Consider the following 17,373-nt stretch of genomic DNA (forward strand, 5'->3'; position numbering starts at 1 on the left):
TCCGCGTGTGCGCGTGCTGACGTTTGACTCCCGGTCCGACCAAACCTGTGTCGATCGATGTGCGCGTCACGCGGGGCTCTTTCTGCCTTCCTGCGCAGTTACCTCGTACATCCAAAGACTATGAACATAAAACTCTTTCGACTTCGCAGTCGTTTTTTCAGATCTGCGTTCACCTTGATCGAATTGTTGGTGGTTGTCGCCATCATCGGCATTTTGGTCGGTTTGCTGCTGCCGGCGGTGCAGTCCGCGCGTGAAGCGGCTCGTCGCATGTCGTGCAGCAACCGTATGAAACAAATCGCCTTGGCGACTCACAACTACGAAAGCACGTATCAACGGATCCCGGCCATGACGGGATCGAGCAGCTATTCCGTGCAAGCACGGGTGCTGCCATACATCGAACAAGCCGGCCTGAGTGACTTGATCAATTTCGAAAAGCCGCTGTTAGTCGGGCCTGCCTGGGCAGCGCTCTATAACCCTGACCTTCGGTCCGCGGTTGAAACGATTGTTCCCACCTACCTCTGCCCGAGTGATGTCGGCGAGCCCAAATTCTCGACAACGTTCGCCGATAGTTCAGAGGGATATTCGGCGGGGTTGAGCTACATGTTCAGTTACGGCAGCGGGACTGACACACACTATGACGATCGTTATCGCACCGATGGTATGGTGTGGACGGATTCGTGGGCGAAGTTTCGAGATTGCCTAGACGGCACGAGCCAAACCGTATTGCTCGCCGAAACGGTCTTAGGGGATCAGACCAGCGGATTGACCGAACCGACGCCCAACGGGCCACACCGGCGGATTGCCAACTGGAGCGGCACGTCGGCGAACGTGGCACCGAACCCCGGGTTCCTTGATGGAGGAACGCTGATTCTGAACCCCGATCTGAACACGGTTTTTCCAGCCAAAATCAGTTCCTACACTGGGAACCGCGGTGCCAGTTGGATTCGAGGTGTGCCGTACTCGACGGTGATCAATGGCTATTTAACGCCTAATTCACCGCTACCTGATGTCGGCATGCACGGTCGCGGATTCTATTCGTCGCGGTCGTATCACACGGGAGGTTCGACGCACGCGATGCTCGACGGCAGCGTTCATTTCATCACCGAATCGATCGACCGTGAGCTCTATCACGCACTGTTTTCGCGAGACGGGCGGGAGGTTGTTCAATGGCCGTAGCAACTCCGAGTTGGTTCTGTCTTGCCGGATGTTGCACGATCGCCTTGCTCGGTTGTGACGCTCAATCGCAAACAGAGACGGGTGCCGAAGAGGCATCGGTAAAAGTCGTTTATCAAAGCAATCCGCTCGCCAATGTGCTGATCGTCTTGAAACAGCCAGCCGACGGGAAGCCGCTCGCCCACGCGATCTCAGCTCGCAGTGGTCGTGCATCGTTCCAAAGTTTGCCGAATCCTGAACCCGAACAGTACGTCGTCTCGATGGAGTCCAACAGTGACGGCGGGTGGATTCTCGACTCCAATATCATGGCGAAGTTTTGTGACTCGCTGCGACTAAAACCATTTTCTCAAGTCCCAAACCAACTCATTGAACTGCCAAATCGAGCGGTTCGATCACTCTCACCCTCTCATTGAATTTAGGAAGACAAACACATGTTACTGCGACACCTTGTAATGACCATTGCGGTCGTTTCGATTTTCAGCGACTCGTACCTACACGCCGAAAACCGAACGGTCGCACGCTTGTTTTGGCAAGACCACGAGAACGCAACGTTGATGTGGGGAAACCTACAGAAGACTGATGAAGGTTATTCACTAAGTGAAAACAAAGTTGAGGGATTTCCCGCTCTCGATGTGGACGAACAATCATTGGTGCAAATGCAGAGCGATGACGGGTTGATCGTTGTCGGCGTTCGCGACGAAGCGGGCGGTGAAATCGGTAGCGGTTGGGTTGCGATCGAATCGGGGGCCGTTCGGGAGGAGCATGGCGACCACTACCACTGGCGTTTCCCGACGGTGCCTGCCGTCCACACGACACGGATCGACGCGTCCCAAGGTAATCCCGCTCACGTCTATCACTACGACGACGCATTTGTGATGGCGAATGACCAGCACAATGGATTCACAATGTTGACGGCGAAGTCCATTCGTGAATCGAAATCGCCTGAAACGGCGGGGCGATTCATCAGCGGGGGTGGAGGACATATCACCTTAGCCGTCGCCGATGGCAAGGTCGCGTACAGCACATGGATTGATCGCGAAGGAGAAAACGCTGGTCGTGTGGACGTGGTCGGGCTAGGTGAGCAATCAGGGAAAAAGTATCGTCTGGATTGCCCAACGGGCAGCCTGCATGGGGCGACTTACAACAGCGGGAAAGTGTTCTTCGCGCCGTCCGATGGTATCTGCTGGGTGAACGCGGATCTCGATCTGAACGACGATCCGAAATCAGTCGCGGTGAATCATCTGGAGATCGGGACGGACGCAGACGGCAAGCCATTTCGCACGGGGGCATTCAAGAATCTCGGCCGTCACGTCATTTTCTCGAGCGGCAAAGCGGACCAATCGCGACTGTGCTTCGTTGACGCTTCCAAGCCCGAACCAACGATTGAAACGTTGATGTTGGAGATGTCAGAACAACAGTCGATGTTGACGCCGATCGTCGGAACCGGTCCCGGTGGCAGCCCGATCGCGTTGTGTTTTGCGGAGTCAAAAGACACCCCCGAGAATGATCAACTTTGGGTCGTCGATCTCGATCCCGACGGAGATGGGAAGTTCTGCGATGCGAAAGCACGCGAGCCCATCGCGGTGGGACGCAGTCGAATCGAAGGCCACTTCGGACATCACGATGCCGTGTTCTTGCCTCGTGGCCGACAAATCGCGGTTACCAACCCAGGCGACTCGAGCATTTGGATCATCTCGCTCCGCGATCAGAGTGTCATCACGAAATTCGACTGCAAAGGGACACCGACCAGTTTAATCTCGATCTCGGACTGAGTCTGGGTAACGGAAACGTTGCTTTGCCGGCTCCGGCCTTCGGTTAACGTAGGCCGGAGTCGCGAATAAAGCGACGCTGCTCAGCCGATGAGTGATGAGTCAATGTGGTTTCTATTCCCCCGCCGAATGGACGCCATGCATGCTCCACGCTGTCGCGTTTGAAAAATTCCATTTGGTGTTTGTAAGCGTCACCTTCCACTTAGAGTGCAACGTACTTGGTCGGATACCGGTGCACCGAATCGCTGCCTGCATCGATCGAGTCAGCGGTCAATGTGATCGCCCCATCGCTCATTAGAAGGTGACAGCAACCCACATGGTTGCTTGATGGGGTAATCATGTTGCCGTTGTACTGGCCGCAAGTCTCAGGGTTAAGCGGATTCAATTCTGATCCGGAAATAGCTCGGTGGCAAGGACGCCAATTGTGAGGATGGTCGCGATGAGTGTTCCGCCAATAAACATCACCCAACGCGGCCACCTTCGAGAGTAGCCCAGCCATTTCACGTATGTTTCAATGGTTGGACCGGCGAAGTATGCGAAGTTTGCGAAGACCGCACCCTCCAATATCAAAAGCAACAAGCGTCGATTCAAGAATCCGGCCGGCCCGACCAACAGCACCGTGATCAAGGTGAGAATCGCAACGTAAGCGATGCGTAGTTTCTCCCAAGCCAGAAACGTTCTGCGTGCAATTGTCTGTATGGAGCGATCGTTCTGATCGTCTGCATCCGGCGATGTCGGCGGACTTGGTGCAGTCGGCGAGGAATACGGGTTCTCTGTCATAGGTGCTGCCGGCGAATCGTTGAGATCACCACGAATGTATGGTGGATCGTGAAATGGAAAGTCGGAACGCCGCTTGGTTTGTTTCGGTCTTTTGTCTTCGGTGGCTACTGGATCGTGAGCATTTGCCCACCGTCGACGGCGAGAAGTTGGCCAGTGGTGACCTTCGTGCCGATGGCAAAAAACAGGACTGCGTCGGCAATGTCATCGGGTTGCGATGGTTGGGGAATGGGGTAGTTCGCAACCATTTCAGTGAGATCCCAATTGGGGTTCCCTTCACGAATCCACCGGCTGTCGATCGGTCCCGGGCACACCGCGTTGACACGGATTTTTGGACCGAGGGCGCGGGCCAGCGATTTTGTCATTGTATTGAGGCCCCCTTTGCTGGCGCAGTACGCGATGCAAGACCCGGCACCGGTAAAGCCAGCGACGGAACTGACGTTGACGACGCTACCGCCCTCTCCTTCGGCCAATAGTTTTGCGGCGGCCCGGGTAACGAAGAACGGTCCCTTCAAGTTGACGCCCAAGATTCGGTCCCAAGCCGCTACGGTCATCGCGTCCAAATCGGAATGCTCAACGAATTCGGTCGCGGCGGCATTATTGACCAAGCAATCGAGTCGTCCGTATTGATTGCGGACCTGATCCAACATCGATTGAACTTCCGATTCCACCGATACATCTGCTTGGACGACTGAAACGGGAACGCCGAGTGCCTCGATATCATTCGCCGTTTGATCGGCCTCTGCTTTGCTGCGTGAGTAGTTCACGACGACCGCGAATCCGCGCCGCGCGAATTGCATGGCGCAGGCACGTCCGACTCCGGTGGCGGCACCCGTGACCAAAGCGACGGGGCGATCAGAAAGATTCATGGGAATTCCGGTGGACGGCAGTTGACGAGAGCAGAAATTGGCTGACCGGCGCTACACGCGGGCTGACCGGCACGCTGCAATGAAACCAAACCCATGTGGATTGGGCAACCAGACTCAATCTCTGTCTCTCATGGTGACGCCCGCGAAACTGCTCGGCATTTTGCCGATCACGCTCACGACTACTCGGCGACGTCGGTTGGGTACAACCAAGTGCAACGATCAATCGGGGTGCCCAGTGCGTCGGCGAGTTGGAAGATGCCTGACTGACCTGGGAAAAGATTTGCAACGATCTGTAGCCCTAGCTCTTGCATTTGCTGTTCGTTTTCAGTGGTGAGCATCGACGCGATCACGCGCATTTGAACGCAAGCAACATCCGAGTCCTCGTCTCGCAAAAGTTCGAGGTGCATTGCACCATCGGGATTAAAGAGCGAAATCTCCTGAAAGTAGTCGGCCGCGGCTCTGGCAAACGCCTTGTCGAACGATGCGTCGTAGAGGAGGCGATTGTTGTCACAGGCAATGCAGGCGTTTGCCCGCGTGTTGATCGGGAACGAATGAAGCGGCGTGAACTGGTGGTCGCAAAGCACCATTTCGAGATCGACCTCGGGAGTCAATTCGGCTTTGATTCCCGCTCCCGTGGCGGCAAAGCTGCGTTGGAGTGCCAAATGTTGTTCGCGAGATTTCTGCGATGTCGGTACCAGCACTTGGACGTGTTCACCCGTTTGCTGAATCCACATGTCGATCGTGATGTCGCGGCCAGGGATCGTTGGCAAACGAGTCGCAATTGCATCGAGCGTTTCCTCCGACACCGATTCGTCGGCGAGATAGAGCATGCACCCGTTTTTCGCTAATGCAGTTGGTTGAAAAGGCGGTTGGTGCGTGAAGCATCGGATGTCTTGCAGATCAGATCCGATCAACGAGAACTGGGTTGTGCGTCCGCCAAAGAGCGTGAGGCTGAGATTGGTCGCTCGATCACGCAGGGTGGCCGTGAGCACATCAGGATCGATTTGTAAAACGATTGCTTCGTTGCTGACGACTTCGACACGTCCTCCTTCATCGTTCTGACGAATGAATAGGAGCCCAAAATCGGCGGAATTGGGAAGCATGCCCAAGGATCTTAAGCCGAGGAGGGCTGTGTTGAGTTCATCGTCAGCAAGCTCGGTATCGAAAAAGATGCTCTGATTTCCGTCGAACCAACAAGTCGCGACGTCCGAACGAGACGCGGCGATGACGGGTGTGTCGTTTTCGCTGTTGAGAAGACAGAACTGTGTGGGTTCGCCGTTGAAGCATTCATGGCTGAGAATGGACGCCATATATCCATATATCGGTGTGAGTTGGTGACAGACGTTGAGCGGAAGTGGGCTATGAAGCTTCAGTTCGTGTAGCGGCTGTTTGTTCGCAAGATTGGACGTTTCCAACGTGAAAAGGTGGTCCGTGTCGCTCGAACCGAACAGGCATTTGGACCCGAGGACCGCGAGAATTGCTTCGGCTTTTTGACTCGAAAGAGACGGATCAGCGAACAGCGTGACGGCGTCAGTCTGGTATCGACTCAGCCCAACGGCGTCTTCGTCGTCTGGTCCCGAGTGCGAGATGGTTCGTGCGGCGGCCGTGTGGGGCTCATCGGAGTTCGCGTCGGTGCCAATCGTCGCAATGACGACAAGAAGGGCAACGATGCCAATCGGAAACGCGATGACAGCGAAAAGGATGGCTTTGAGAACACGCATGGAAACGACTCGCGGGCGGAGACCGGGGTGCTGAGAAAAAAGGAACAGGAAACCACGGCTGCGTCTCGCTTCGGTAAGTCCCGACTGAGTGCGGTTGACGTTCGCGTTTTATTTCCGAGCAACTCAAGCTGCTCGATTTTGCTGGTTCCGTTGTAGGGAAGTTAGGACGCCACCTCGATGAGTATGAGATCAAAGTTGATTCAATTCGGACGTGCTGAGAGACGCGGGGAAACTTAGTAGGGTTGTTCCAAAAGTTGCGATTGTGCGGGTTCTATTGCGAGGCAGTCGTGGTCGATCTCCGACATGCCATCAATGTGCGACCTAACCTTTGGGTGCTCACGGTGCGGTCACCGCTGCGCGCTCAGTCTCATTATCGGAAACCGGCACTCTCGGTCATGTCAATCGATTCATCCAATCAATCTTCACCGGAACAGACTCGCGCGATCGGTCCGCTCACCGGCAATCCGTCCAAGGAACCGGTTTCGGGATCGATCGATGGCTCACCGGAGTCGGCGTCGCCGGAATCGAGCAGCGATTCGAAAAGATCTCGGCGGCGTATTCGATCGGGTGTCCGTGGGTCAAAACGTTCTCGTGCCCGCGGTGCATCGTCCAATGACGAATTGCGAGTCTCACGGAGTAATTCACCTGCGACTGCGCCCAATGGCGGGGCGTCGCGATATCAGATCTTGGGCGAGCTCGGGCGTGGCGGGTGGGGCGTTGTTCAAAGTGCGATCGACAAACATCTCAAGCGTCCGGTCGCGATCAAACGAATCAGCGGGGCGACACGGCCATCAAATAACGTTCGTGATCGATTCCTGCACGAAGCCGTCGTGACAAGCCAATTGCAGCACCCTGGCATCGTGCCGGTTCATGAACTGAGTGAAGACGAGACCGGGAACGCGTACTACGTGATGAAGTTGCTCGATGGGCAACCGTTTCATCATCTGATTCGACAGACACACACCGCAATGGGTGCTGCGTACCACACTGCGGCTGTGAGCAGCGGAGTGCCGGAGACTGGTGCGTCGAAAGCGGGAACATCGAAGCGCGACGTATCGGACGAAACCGTCTCTGAAAGACGTTGGCTAATACGTGCAAAGCGGCCGCGTCCTCAGCGTTTGGCGGAGGCGGTTTTGCCGCTACTGGAACGTTTTATCGACATTTGCAATGCGGTCGCGTATGCGCACGAGCAAGGCGTGCTGCACCGCGACTTGAAGCCCGCCAATGTGATGATTGGCGGATTTGGCGAAACCATTATCGTTGATTGGGGATTGGCCAAGCGTTTGCACGAGGAAACGCCGATTCGTAATGAATCGGTTGTCGAAACCGAGTTGGATGCGGCGACGCGATGGATCGAAGATGCCGAAGGAGACACGGATTCCGCTCGCACTTCAGCCGGGTCGATTATTGGAACTCCCGCCTACATGCCACCCGAGCAGGCGTTGGGCAACGTGGATGGATTGACGCCCGCATCGGATATCTATTCACTTGGCGTGATCTTGTATGAAATTCTGGTCGGGCATCACCCCTTCAAAGGTTCCAATATTGAAACCGCATTGCGACGCGTTCGAACCGGCGATTGGGTTTCCGCCAAACAGGTCCGCCGTGATGTCCCGCGAGCCTTGTCGGCAATCTGTGAACGGGCGATGTCACATGATCCCCGCGATCGCTATGCATCCGCGGAATCACTCGCTGATGACGTGCGACGGTACATCGCAGGTGAAGCGGTCCAGGCCGATCGTGAAAATTGGATGGACCGGATCGGTCGTTGGTGCCGTCGTCACCGCACGGCCGCGATCAGTTTTGCGGGGACGTCGTTAGTTCTCCTTGTTGCGTCCTCGTTCTTTAGCTACTTCATTCACCAAGCGCACAACCAAGAACGTGCGGCACGTGTTGCGACGGAAGCGGCACACAAAGAATCGTTAGAGTTGTTAGGTGAAAGCCGCGTTGCTGCTGATGCATGGTTGATCGATTTGAGCGGATCGCTCGAATTTTATCCCGGCTTGTTGCCGATTCGAAATCAGTTGATTGAGCAGGCGACCGAACACTACGAGGACTTGCTCAAACGAGAACAAAATGGCCCTTCGCCTTGGTCGGATGAAAACGCGTCCGAGGTGCTGCGATGGCGCCGTGGAGTCGAGCGATCCAAACTTCATCTGCGATTGGGAGACCTCTATCGGCTGCGTCAGAGTTACGACGTCGCAAGGAAGCACTACGAGAATGCTGAAAACGTCCTCGCATCGTTGCAAACGCTGGCGGACCCCGATCGCGATTCGTCCGAAGAAGTGGCGCTACAGAGTGCAAACGTCGCGATCGGAAAAAGGTTGATTGACGCCGCGATTGACGATCAAGAGCCCGCTCTCAAGAACGTCATGTCGTTTGAGCCGTACGAGCGAAGGGTTGAAGCGTTGTTGGCAACCTACGGGGTGACCGATCCGAACGAACCGTCAACGCAGGAGTTGCCCCGCCGGGCGTACGAGCTCGCGTCCTGCATGTCTCGGATGAATTTGGTGAGCGGACGAACTCCGTCGGCGGACATGGACTCGTCGATGGTCATTGCGTATTTCGAACGAGCATCCGATTGGGCGGAATGGCTGCGTCTTTCACGTGGCAAACCGTCCGATCACCGACTTGCGGTAACGACCACGACAGATTGGGCAACGGCAATGCAGAATGTCGGGCGTCACGCCGAAGCGATCGACGTTTGGCAGCAGTTGGTCGCGAATCTCGAGAAGCAGATTGAGCTCGTTCCGGATCGGATCGACTATCAGCAATCGTTGGCACACGCGCGACTGCAATTGGCCAACGCACTAACGCGGACACGAAACCTGGATCAAGCGCGTTCGGAATATATTCACGTGATCGAAGAGCTGAATCACGCTTGGTCGTTGTCGGATTCCGATGGTTTCTATCGAATCAATTTGTCCGCGGCCGAAAGCAATTTGGGGATGCTGTTGGCGAAGGGGACGGACGAAGAACGCGAGCTTGCGGTGGCTCATCTTACGAACAGTCTGCGAACGCTCCGTCGCCTCATTCAAGAAGATCCAAACAGCGACGGAATCCGCCGCTTTTGCGAAACCAGCCACACGTTGGCGACCGCCCAATCGTCGCTTGCAGGGGTCGATGCCATGCCCGCTCTGGTGGATGCGAACGTCGGCTACGAAATTCTGACTGACTACGGGATGTTGCTGCCAGGTGACGCGCAGCGATGGACGCGGGTCCTCGCCGAGCTGGCGAACGAATACGATCGGCGGGGTGCGACGCAGCAAGCGATCGATGCCCGCAACAAAATCGAACAGCTGAAGTCCGTGGGGCCGAGCAAATCAAGTTGATGATTCACAGGAAGACGCCGGTGGTGGAGATATCAATATGACCCGCACGATCGGATGCTCAGTCTGCGTAAGGAAGCAAGTCGATGAACTTCGTGATCGTTCTTTTCCCGCGTCCCAACTCGTAACCTAGTTTTGAATCAACTGACCCCTTTTAGCCCAAATGCTCGGGCTAGTAACCTCCGCTGCGATTGTTTCATGACCGATCTAATCAACCACAGTGTTCTTCAGCGTGTTCCGGCCCCCCGTCATTTGGTGAACGAGGCGGAAGCCGAAGCGACAATGCAGCAACTGGGCTTTCATACACCGGACGACGCGGTGGGCAATGAATCCTGTCTGGTTCAGATTTACCCCGCCGACGTGATCGATGGGATGTTGTTGCTCGAACACGACTTTCTAGCGATCGGACGGGACATTTCCTGCGACTTGGTGTTAGACGACGCCAGCGTATCGCGACGGCATGTGCAATTGATTCAAACCCTCGAAGGACACGCCCTGCAAGATTTGGGCAGTACGAACGGGACCCTGGTCAATGGCACTCCGATCGAAGGTCGCCACGTGCTGAGTTCGGGTGACAATATCTCGATCGGCAGTTTTATCTTTAAATACTTGTCTGCCGGAAGTGTCGAGTCGCAATATCACGAAACAGTCTATTTGTCGCTCACCCGCGACGCGTTGACAGGGACGATGAACAAACGGTATCTGCTCGAATCGATGCAGCGTGAGATGGCCCGGTCGCTCCGTCGTTCTCAATCGCTTGCCGTGGTGATGATGGATATCGACTTCTTTAAGAGTGTCAACGATACGCACGGGCATTTGGTTGGTGACGAAGTGCTTCGCGAGTTTGGCCGACGACTGTTGTCGACATGTCGCGAAGATGACTTGTTGGCACGTTATGGTGGAGAAGAGTTTTCGCTCTTGATGGCATCGACCGAACGCGATGAAGCGATTGAGATCGCTGAGCGTTGTCGAATGGTGATCAGCCAAGATCCGTTCGAGACCGCAATTGGACCGCTCAACATCACCGCGAGTTTCGGAGTTGCGTGTTACGACGGCGGTCAGACGATGAAAGCCCTCGAGCTGATCAAGATCGCCGATGATCGGCTCTACGAAGCCAAGCGAGACGGCCGCAACCGAGTCGTGTGTTAAACAGCGGATAGAGACGCGGGCGGGTACGACACACGCTTATCTGACCGATAGCGAAACTCGTCACGAGTTTGGGAGCTGAAGTTCGGCTGTCGATCGTTTTGAAGACTTCCGCGACGACAGAATCAGCTCGCTTGCGTTGCGTGAACACGTTTTGCTATGACGCGAAGCGTGAATTTCTATGATGCAGCGATTATCGGGGGCCGATTGAGCGTTTTCGCCACGGTTGGTCGCTGCGCGATAGCTTCTGTTACTGCAATCGGGTTGGTCGCAGTTTCACCGATTGGTGTTTCACGCGGGAACGCTCAGGCACCAGTTGCGATGGAGCAGCATGGCTACGGCTACGACCCATACGTTGCCAGTAGCCAGTATGATCCGGGGGATATGATCGTCACGGATGAGTATATTCCCGTTTCAATACCGCTCGCGTTGGAGGTTCCCGTTGAGCGGTTTCGACGGGGTTTTTATCAGGGCAGTGAAGTCTCGTCGGGATACGTCCTGGGGCTCGGCGATCGTGCTGGTGGTTTGAATCAAACGTTCTTTGAGTCACGCGTGGCCGTGGGTGTGCCTCTGGGAAGTTTGAAGAACATCTTGGCGGTGAGTCCGTTTTTCCGCGTCGATTTGATCGACGGGCCGGCGACGATTGATGTTCCCGAAACGCTCTACAGCACCGGCGTGACGTTGTTACAGCGGAAGGAGTGGTCCGAACGTGTTGCGACGACCGTTCTGCTAACGCCTTCGGTCCGGAGTGATTTCACGACCGGGGAAGACGCATTTCGGCTGTTCGGTTTGGGGATGGTCAGTTGGCAGTTGTCGACGGATTGGAATGTGTCATTGGGGGCGGTCTATTTCGATCGTTCCGACCTGAGCGTTTTGCCGGTGATCGGTGCGACGTGGACGCCACGGCCCTGGTGCAAATTGGATCTGACGATGCCGCGTCCTCGGTTGAGCTATCGGATGTGGAAAGAGGGCGGCCTGGCTGAAGCATGGGCGTACGTCGGAGGTCAGCTCGGAGGGAACACCTGGGCGGTCTCGCGTGATGACGGATCAAACGATGAGCTGACGATCGGGGAGTTACGGCTGTTGTTGGGATACGAGGTGATCCGCCAAGGCAACCGCGGTTTACTAGTCGAAGCCGGATACGCATTTAACCGGAGCGTCGAGTATGAACGGGCCAATGTCGAACTGGATCTGGACGACGGTTTGTTCCTGCAGGCGGGGTGGAAGTTCTAGATGAAGACACACAATCTTTGTCTGCCACCTCGCTCGCGACTTCGAATCGAGGTGATCGGTTGGCTAGTCATGATTGTGTTGTGCATGTTCACATTCTCACAATCATCGCAGGCACAATTGCCAACCGGAATTACCAAATCGCGCTGGGCGATGGATGATCCGGACTATGCCCAGAAATATGCTGATGGCGCTGAAAAAACCGACGTGCCCGGGAAGATCAAACAGGCAGCGGACGCGCGTTTCTTGAAAGATTCTTCGGGGCTTTATTTCTCCGGTGGACTGAGCGCGTTCGGGAAATCGGCGAATCCGCTAGGCAGTCTTGAGCTCGGTTACACCGGATATTGGACATCCTATCTCACAAACCGCACGGGATTTGTAGCGGCGGCCAATCTCGACGACTACTATTTTGGCGGCGAATTCGGGATGCGTTTTCAAACGCCAACCCGATTAGCGCCGTTTGCCGGGTTCGGCTTGTTCGCCGGAGTTTCGAGGACATCGGAGTCGGCCGACGATGACAATATTGACAATGACGACGATGGCTTCATCGACGAATGGGGCGAGGAAGAGGAATCGTTTGATGGGGCGTTGATAGCGGTCTATCCCGAAACAGGGATTCACTTTTGGTGGACGCCGCGGATTCGGTTGAGCGGATTTGGACGCTACATGGTCACAACCGAAGGCCGTGACGCAGATGCTTGGTACTACGGTGCGTCGATCGCGATTTTGTCGAAGTAAAGTAAAGCGGCCGTTCTTGTCCGTCGGATGCAGATCCGTGAGGTCCTGGATCACTCTCTCGTTTCGGGCACGAATCGTCAATTAGCTGCATCGCGCCTTCGGCCGTGCTAGATTAGCGGCATGAGTTCATCTCCTGAAATCGAAGAGCTTGTTCGTCAATGGCAGCACCGGACTCGGAGCGGTGAGGTTGGCGTTTTGAAGCGATTGCAAGAGGACCATCCTGAGCTTGCCGAGGAGATCGCGGCTGAGGTTTCTAAGCTGCAAGATCGGGAAACGAACGCGTCGGCATCGGATACTCAGCTCAGTCACTCGGCTTTCCAGACGGATGAATTCGCTACGAGGCTGCCCGAGAATCTAGAGCAACGTCGTGAGCGTGTTGAGCGCGACCGCATCCCTCAATCACTCGGTCCGCAGGGGCGGTATCGTGTCATTGGGTTGTTGGGAAGTGGTGCGTTTGGCGATGTGTATTTATGTCATGACGAAAAGCTGTTTCGTGATGTGGCGATTAAGGTTCCACGAACCGAGTGGTTGCGAGACCGTGGCAACGTCGCCGACTTCTTAAACGAAGCCCGCGCGGTTGCGGCGCTGCGTGATCCGGGGATTGTGACGACGCACGATGTTCTCGAAGAGCACGATGGCACGATTTTGTTGGTGATGGAGTATGTCGATGGCGGCACACTGCAGGACAAACTCGACAAGCTGCCATCCCAGACGTCACGGATGGCAGCGTTGGGCGTTGTCGAGATTGCGAAGATCGGACGGGACATCACGGCGGCACTGGTCGAGGCGCACCGTTTGGGGTTTGTTCACCGTGATTTAAAGCCGGCCAACGTTCTGATCGGGCGTGATCGGTTGCGTATCACGGACTTCGGGCTCGCGATCTCGACCGCGTCCGATTCGCCCGCCAATACTGCCGGAACGCCATTGTATATGTCTCCCGAGCAGTTGAATCCTCGGAATTCGCAGCTCGATGCGAGGTCAGATTTGTGGAGCATCGGCGTCATTTTGTATCAAGCCTGCACCGGAAAGTTCCCCTTTCCCATGCCGTCGTCAGACGAGGAATCTGGTCGGAATCGGACCCGAGAGTTATTCCGTCGCATTCAAGAAGATCCACCCATTCCGCCGAGGCAATGGGACAAATCGATCCCGACATCGTTAGAGCAAATCATCCTTCGCTGTTTGCAAAAGGATCCATCGAATCGATATCAAACTGCGGAAGAACTTGGTAACGACCTGCGTCTGTTGGCGGTGCCCGATGTTGCCGGAAGACGCTGGGAATGCCTCGCCATCCCTGTTGGTGGGTTCCTAACATTCGTTGGAATCATGGGGCTCGTCGCGATTTACACCTCAATGTTGATGATCCCGCATCTGACCGTCAATGGGCTCGTAATGGACGGGATGAGTTCCTATATCTTTGCGGCGGTCACGTTGGGGATTGGGCCACCGTTGATTGCGTTAGGAAACTGGTGTTGTTGTCGGCGGGCAATAGCCCAACGGGCGAACGCACCCACATTGCCATGCCGTGTCAGTCGCTACGCGGTCGCATGCGTTGGTGTAGGATCGGCGACGGCGGGATGGGGTCCGCCCTCGGTTTTGTTGACGATCGTATTGGCGATTCTCGCTTGGCGAGATATTCGGCGGAAGAAGCATTGGCTGTCCGGCGGACGCCATGTGGTTGCAGGCTTAGTTCTCGCTTGCGTGTTGATGATCCCTTGGGTGTTCTGGTGGTTCACGTTCGTGAAGATTGCGGATTCGACTCGTTTGATCGAGGCTGCGGATTCGGCGATCACGACTTCCAATTACGGATATGCCGAGCAGGTACTCGACCAAGTCGCGAGCCGAAAGGATTCCTTTCCGATGTCGCACGCCGCGATCAGCGACGTCGCTTATGCGCTAAAGGTCCGTCTGGCATACGCGAAAGGTGAATACGAACGCGTGCTCACGATGGCAGGAAAACTCAAATCGACAAACTCGGTTCTGAGCATTGCGGACACCATGGTCGTCTTCATCCGAATGAAATCGCATGAAAAACTAAACGATCAAGCTGCCGCAGAGCGTGATCGTGAGGCACTCCGCACCCTTGTTCCGTGGAATGCAACGCAATTGCCGGTTTGGTTGTCTCTTCCCGACTGATCCCTCATGTCGACTGCACGGTGAATCTCTGAGGCAACGATCAACAGCAAAATGGAGGCAGGGCGATGAACCAGACGGCCTTGAATGCGAATGTTTTCGACTTGTTTAAAACAATCTTCAAACACATCGATTTTCGAACTCCCTGCGATCTTCGTTACAGCATCCAGTTCAATTTTCTGGTTTGAACTGCATGGTTCCTCCGACGACCGGCAAGCTTAGGTGGGTGTGTTGAAGATCGATCGTGAGTTCAGTACCTGGAGTGGGATGCAGCGTAAAGTCTCGATCGCTTGAGAAGATCATCAAACCGATTTGCTGTCCTTTCGCAATCATCTGATCGTCTGGTTGGAGATCGAATTCCACATCGTAGAACTGACCGGGGACCAGCGGTTCGCTCTCGCGTATTGATTTGGTGTTCTGTGGGTCCGCCCATCCGCGAGTGATGATATTGTCCGTAATCTTGGAATGCTTTCCGTCGTTCCACGGCAGCGAGACCAACCAGACGCTTAAGTTCGCTGCCGGACGATCGCAAGCCATTCGCAGTTTGATGCGTGGTGTTCCCGATAGATGAACCGGTTCGCTCAATTCAGGCGTGGTGTAGATCAAGCGATGTTCGGTGAATTCGGCCTGAGCAAGTGCATCGCCCGAGAAAGAGAAATTATCAAAAAGCGTTTCGGTACTCGGTTCTTCAACTGGAGTCAGTTGCAAACTCCCGCGTTGGGGAGCGCCTGCAACCGGATAAAACAAAACGTCTTTCGCCCAGGGGTGCGGGTATTCGGGATACTCGGTCGGATTGGTTTGTTCGTCGCCTTCGCGAACAATCCATGACTTCGAATCGTTTTCAACGCCGTTGTCTTCGCCATACAAGTAATGAGTGAACCACCGATTCATCATGCTGATTGGTGGAGGTCCTCCGTGTCCGCCCTGATGCATAAACAGTTGGGTTTGAACACCATTCTTTTTCAAGGCCTGATAGATACGAATGCTGTGTTCCGGGACGACGTTCCAATCGTTGAACGCATGCGCCATCAGAACCGCCGCCTTTACGCCTTGAATTCTGTGCACGTAATCGCGGGAGTACCAGAAGTCGTTGTAGTCACCTGTTACGCGATCTTGTTTTGCCTTCATGAGTTCGTCGCGAATGTGACAATCACAATACGCTTTGGTCTCTTCGTTGCCACCGCTATGGACGAAGTCATATAAGATATCGATATCTTCACCGAGATATCCGCCGGGATGGCGTACCAGTCCATTGGATCGGTAGTAATGGTAGTACGAGGTGTTGGGGGCCACTGGAATGATGACTTCGAGCCCCTCAACTCCAGTCGTTGCGGCTGCCAATGGGATCGTTCCGTTGTAGCTGGTTCCTGTCATGCCGACTTTCCCCGATGACCAATAAGCTTCGACAGGTTCACCCCCGAACGGCTCCGTGAATCCTTTGCCACGTCCGCATAACCAATCAATCACTGCTTTCGGTGCAAGAGCCTCGGGATCGTCGCCGATCGTCGGGCATCCTTGCGAGAGTCCTGTTCCTGGGGCACTCGAATGAACGACGACGAATCCACGAGGAAGCCAATCCTTGATGTGCCGTTTAGAGATGATCGGACGTGTGCCCTCTCTCTCAATCTCCGGAGCATCGGATCGTTGCGGCGGCTCGTCGCCCAGCTCTTGCCGGGCATCCCACAGATAAGAGTCATCGTCGCCCGTCGTGCCGGCAAAGTAGGGACTCGAGTTGTAGATCACTGGCAGTTTCAGTGATTGCGTATCGGTTTGCGTGGGCCGTGTGACGCTGACGTGCATCCGATCCAACTTTCCGTCGCCATCCAAGTCGAACTCGGTTTCCACCCACAGGTCGTGGCGGATCCAGTAGTCAGAGTCCTCGAGTTCTTTAATGATTTGCGTCTCACCGTCTTTGATGACGGGAATCTGGACGTCGGCACCTCGGGTAGACGAGGTCATGAATAGCAATAGGGCTAGAGCGGACAAAAAGAGACGATTCATTGTTGCAAAAACCAAGGCGGGGTTGTTGTGAGACGTCATCAGCTTAGTCACACAATCGAGTGAACTTCAAGCGACGATGGCTCTATCATTTTGATTTGGCACCGCATGTTGCGCATGACGAGTTCGTGCTGTGCGCGTTCATTCATTGAGGTGAAGATATTTTGCTAACGAACCTAAAACCGCTCATCAGAAAAATTAATCGACTGATTTTGTTCGACACACTTGCTTTCCAATAAGTCCAATTCCAAATACCTTTTTGGCAATGAACTCAAACTGATCTGGCCGCGATTGAACCGATCTCGCTCGTGGTGGATCCGGGACCCATGACTAGCAGTCTGTTGAACTGATTAGCCACGCTACGTTAGCGGCGGTTCTTGATCCAACAACCCTGGATAATGTGCGCGTCGGATAATTGATGTTGGTGTGTCAATGATAAAATCAACGCCCCGCTACTTCCGAATGGGATTTCGGAAAGGTTTGAGAATTAGTG

13 protein-coding genes are annotated in these 17,373 nt (G+C 54.9%); 8 read left to right on the top strand and 5 right to left on the bottom strand.

Going from position 1 to position 17,373, the window contains the following annotated elements; translation table 11 throughout:
• Positions 1 to 120: 120 nt before the first annotated feature.
• The 3 genes from NB063_RS21615 to NB063_RS21625 are packed head-to-tail and all read left to right on the top strand — an operon-like array spanning position 121 to position 2,945.
• Positions 121 to 1,176, top strand: coding sequence for a DUF1559 family PulG-like putative transporter (locus NB063_RS21615; protein ID WP_261367506.1), 1,056 nt, complete (start codon positions 121 to 123; stop codon positions 1,174 to 1,176).
• Positions 1,167 to 1,586, top strand: coding sequence for a hypothetical protein (locus NB063_RS21620; RefSeq protein WP_250930892.1), 420 nt, complete (start codon positions 1,167 to 1,169; stop codon positions 1,584 to 1,586). The genes NB063_RS21615 and NB063_RS21620 overlap by 10 nt, the downstream gene beginning before the upstream one ends.
• 18 nt (positions 1,587 to 1,604) lie before the next feature.
• Positions 1,605 to 2,945: a hypothetical protein gene (locus NB063_RS21625; RefSeq protein ID WP_250930894.1), complete on the top strand. Its 1,341-nt coding sequence runs from the start codon at positions 1,605 to 1,607 to the stop codon at positions 2,943 to 2,945.
• A gap of 199 nt (positions 2,946 to 3,144) precedes the next feature.
• Here NB063_RS21625 and NB063_RS21630 read toward each other — a convergent pair whose 3' ends face one another.
• The 4 genes from NB063_RS21630 to NB063_RS21645 all read right to left on the bottom strand — a co-directional run bounded on the left by NB063_RS21630 (position 3,145) and on the right by NB063_RS21645 (position 6,309).
• A complete protein-coding gene (locus NB063_RS21630; protein ID WP_250930896.1) occupies positions 3,145 to 3,441 on the bottom strand; it encodes a DUF1559 family PulG-like putative transporter in 297 nt (98 codons plus the stop codon).
• Positions 3,324 to 3,722, bottom strand: a complete 399-nt coding sequence (locus tag NB063_RS21635) for a hypothetical protein (RefSeq protein WP_250931182.1) — start codon at positions 3,720 to 3,722, stop codon at positions 3,324 to 3,326. Before NB063_RS21635 ends, NB063_RS21630 begins: the two co-directional genes overlap by 118 nt.
• A gap of 104 nt (positions 3,723 to 3,826) precedes the next feature.
• A complete protein-coding gene (locus tag NB063_RS21640) occupies positions 3,827 to 4,588 on the bottom strand; it encodes an SDR family NAD(P)-dependent oxidoreductase (RefSeq protein WP_250930898.1) in 762 nt (253 codons plus the stop codon).
• A 179-nt stretch (positions 4,589 to 4,767) separates the two neighbouring features.
• A complete protein-coding gene (locus NB063_RS21645; protein ID WP_250930900.1) occupies positions 4,768 to 6,309 on the bottom strand; it encodes a hypothetical protein in 1,542 nt (513 codons plus the stop codon).
• 395 nt (positions 6,310 to 6,704) lie between these two features.
• Here NB063_RS21645 and NB063_RS21650 point away from each other — a divergent pair, with 395 nt between their 5' ends.
• From NB063_RS21650 to NB063_RS21670, 5 genes are all read left to right on the top strand, one after another.
• Positions 6,705 to 9,641 carry a serine/threonine-protein kinase gene (locus NB063_RS21650; protein ID WP_250930902.1) on the top strand — a complete coding sequence of 979 codons (2,937 nt, stop codon included), beginning with the start codon at positions 6,705 to 6,707 and terminating at the stop codon, positions 9,639 to 9,641.
• A gap of 195 nt (positions 9,642 to 9,836) precedes the next feature.
• The gene (locus tag NB063_RS21655) at positions 9,837 to 10,787 is read left to right on the top strand and encodes a diguanylate cyclase (RefSeq protein WP_250930904.1); all 951 of its coding nucleotides are present in this window, start codon (positions 9,837 to 9,839) and stop codon (positions 10,785 to 10,787) included.
• 168 nt (positions 10,788 to 10,955) lie between these two features.
• A complete protein-coding gene (locus NB063_RS21660) occupies positions 10,956 to 12,017 on the top strand; it encodes a hypothetical protein (RefSeq protein ID WP_250930906.1) in 1,062 nt (353 codons plus the stop codon).
• Positions 12,018 to 12,752 (top strand): hypothetical protein, encoded by a 735-nt coding sequence (locus NB063_RS21665; RefSeq protein WP_250930907.1) that lies wholly within the window; start codon positions 12,018 to 12,020, stop codon positions 12,750 to 12,752.
• Between the two features lie 120 nt (positions 12,753 to 12,872).
• On the top strand, positions 12,873 to 14,885 hold the full coding sequence (locus tag NB063_RS21670; protein WP_250930909.1) for a serine/threonine-protein kinase: 2,013 nt from the start codon (positions 12,873 to 12,875) through the stop codon (positions 14,883 to 14,885).
• Between the two features lie 168 nt (positions 14,886 to 15,053).
• Here the strand turns inward: NB063_RS21670 and NB063_RS21675 are convergent, their stop codons facing one another.
• Entirely contained in the window at positions 15,054 to 16,883 is a 1,830-nt protein-coding gene (locus tag NB063_RS21675; RefSeq protein WP_322975267.1) for a Xaa-Pro dipeptidyl-peptidase, read from the bottom strand.
• Positions 16,884 to 17,373: the final 490 nt, after the last annotated feature.

The sequence above is a fragment of the Aporhodopirellula aestuarii genome (genome assembly GCF_023701485.1).
GTDB classification, from domain to species: domain Bacteria; phylum Planctomycetota; class Planctomycetia; order Pirellulales; family Pirellulaceae; genus Rhodopirellula; species Rhodopirellula aestuarii.

Coding starts and splice junctions, on each gene's coding strand:
- NB063_RS21615 (WP_261367506.1), top strand. CDS start 121: ATGAACATAAAACTCTTTCGACTTCGCAGTCGTTTTTTCAGATCTGCG.
- NB063_RS21620 (WP_250930892.1), top strand. CDS start 1,167: ATGGCCGTAGCAACTCCGAGTTGGTTCTGTCTTGCCGGATGTTGCACG.
- NB063_RS21625 (WP_250930894.1), top strand. CDS start 1,605: ATGTTACTGCGACACCTTGTAATGACCATTGCGGTCGTTTCGATTTTC.
- NB063_RS21630 (WP_250930896.1), bottom strand. CDS start 3,441: ATGGCTGGGCTACTCTCGAAGGTGGCCGCGTTGGGTGATGTTTATTGG.
- NB063_RS21635 (WP_250931182.1), bottom strand. CDS start 3,722: ATGACAGAGAACCCGTATTCCTCGCCGACTGCACCAAGTCCGCCGACA.
- NB063_RS21640 (WP_250930898.1), bottom strand. CDS start 4,588: ATGAATCTTTCTGATCGCCCCGTCGCTTTGGTCACGGGTGCCGCCACC.
- NB063_RS21645 (WP_250930900.1), bottom strand. CDS start 6,309: ATGCGTGTTCTCAAAGCCATCCTTTTCGCTGTCATCGCGTTTCCGATT.
- NB063_RS21650 (WP_250930902.1), top strand. CDS start 6,705: ATGTCAATCGATTCATCCAATCAATCTTCACCGGAACAGACTCGCGCG.
- NB063_RS21655 (WP_250930904.1), top strand. CDS start 9,837: ATGACCGATCTAATCAACCACAGTGTTCTTCAGCGTGTTCCGGCCCCC.
- NB063_RS21665 (WP_250930907.1), top strand. CDS start 12,018: ATGAAGACACACAATCTTTGTCTGCCACCTCGCTCGCGACTTCGAATC.
- NB063_RS21670 (WP_250930909.1), top strand. CDS start 12,873: ATGAGTTCATCTCCTGAAATCGAAGAGCTTGTTCGTCAATGGCAGCAC.
- NB063_RS21675 (WP_322975267.1), bottom strand. CDS start 16,883: ATGAATCGTCTCTTTTTGTCCGCTCTAGCCCTATTGCTATTCATGACC.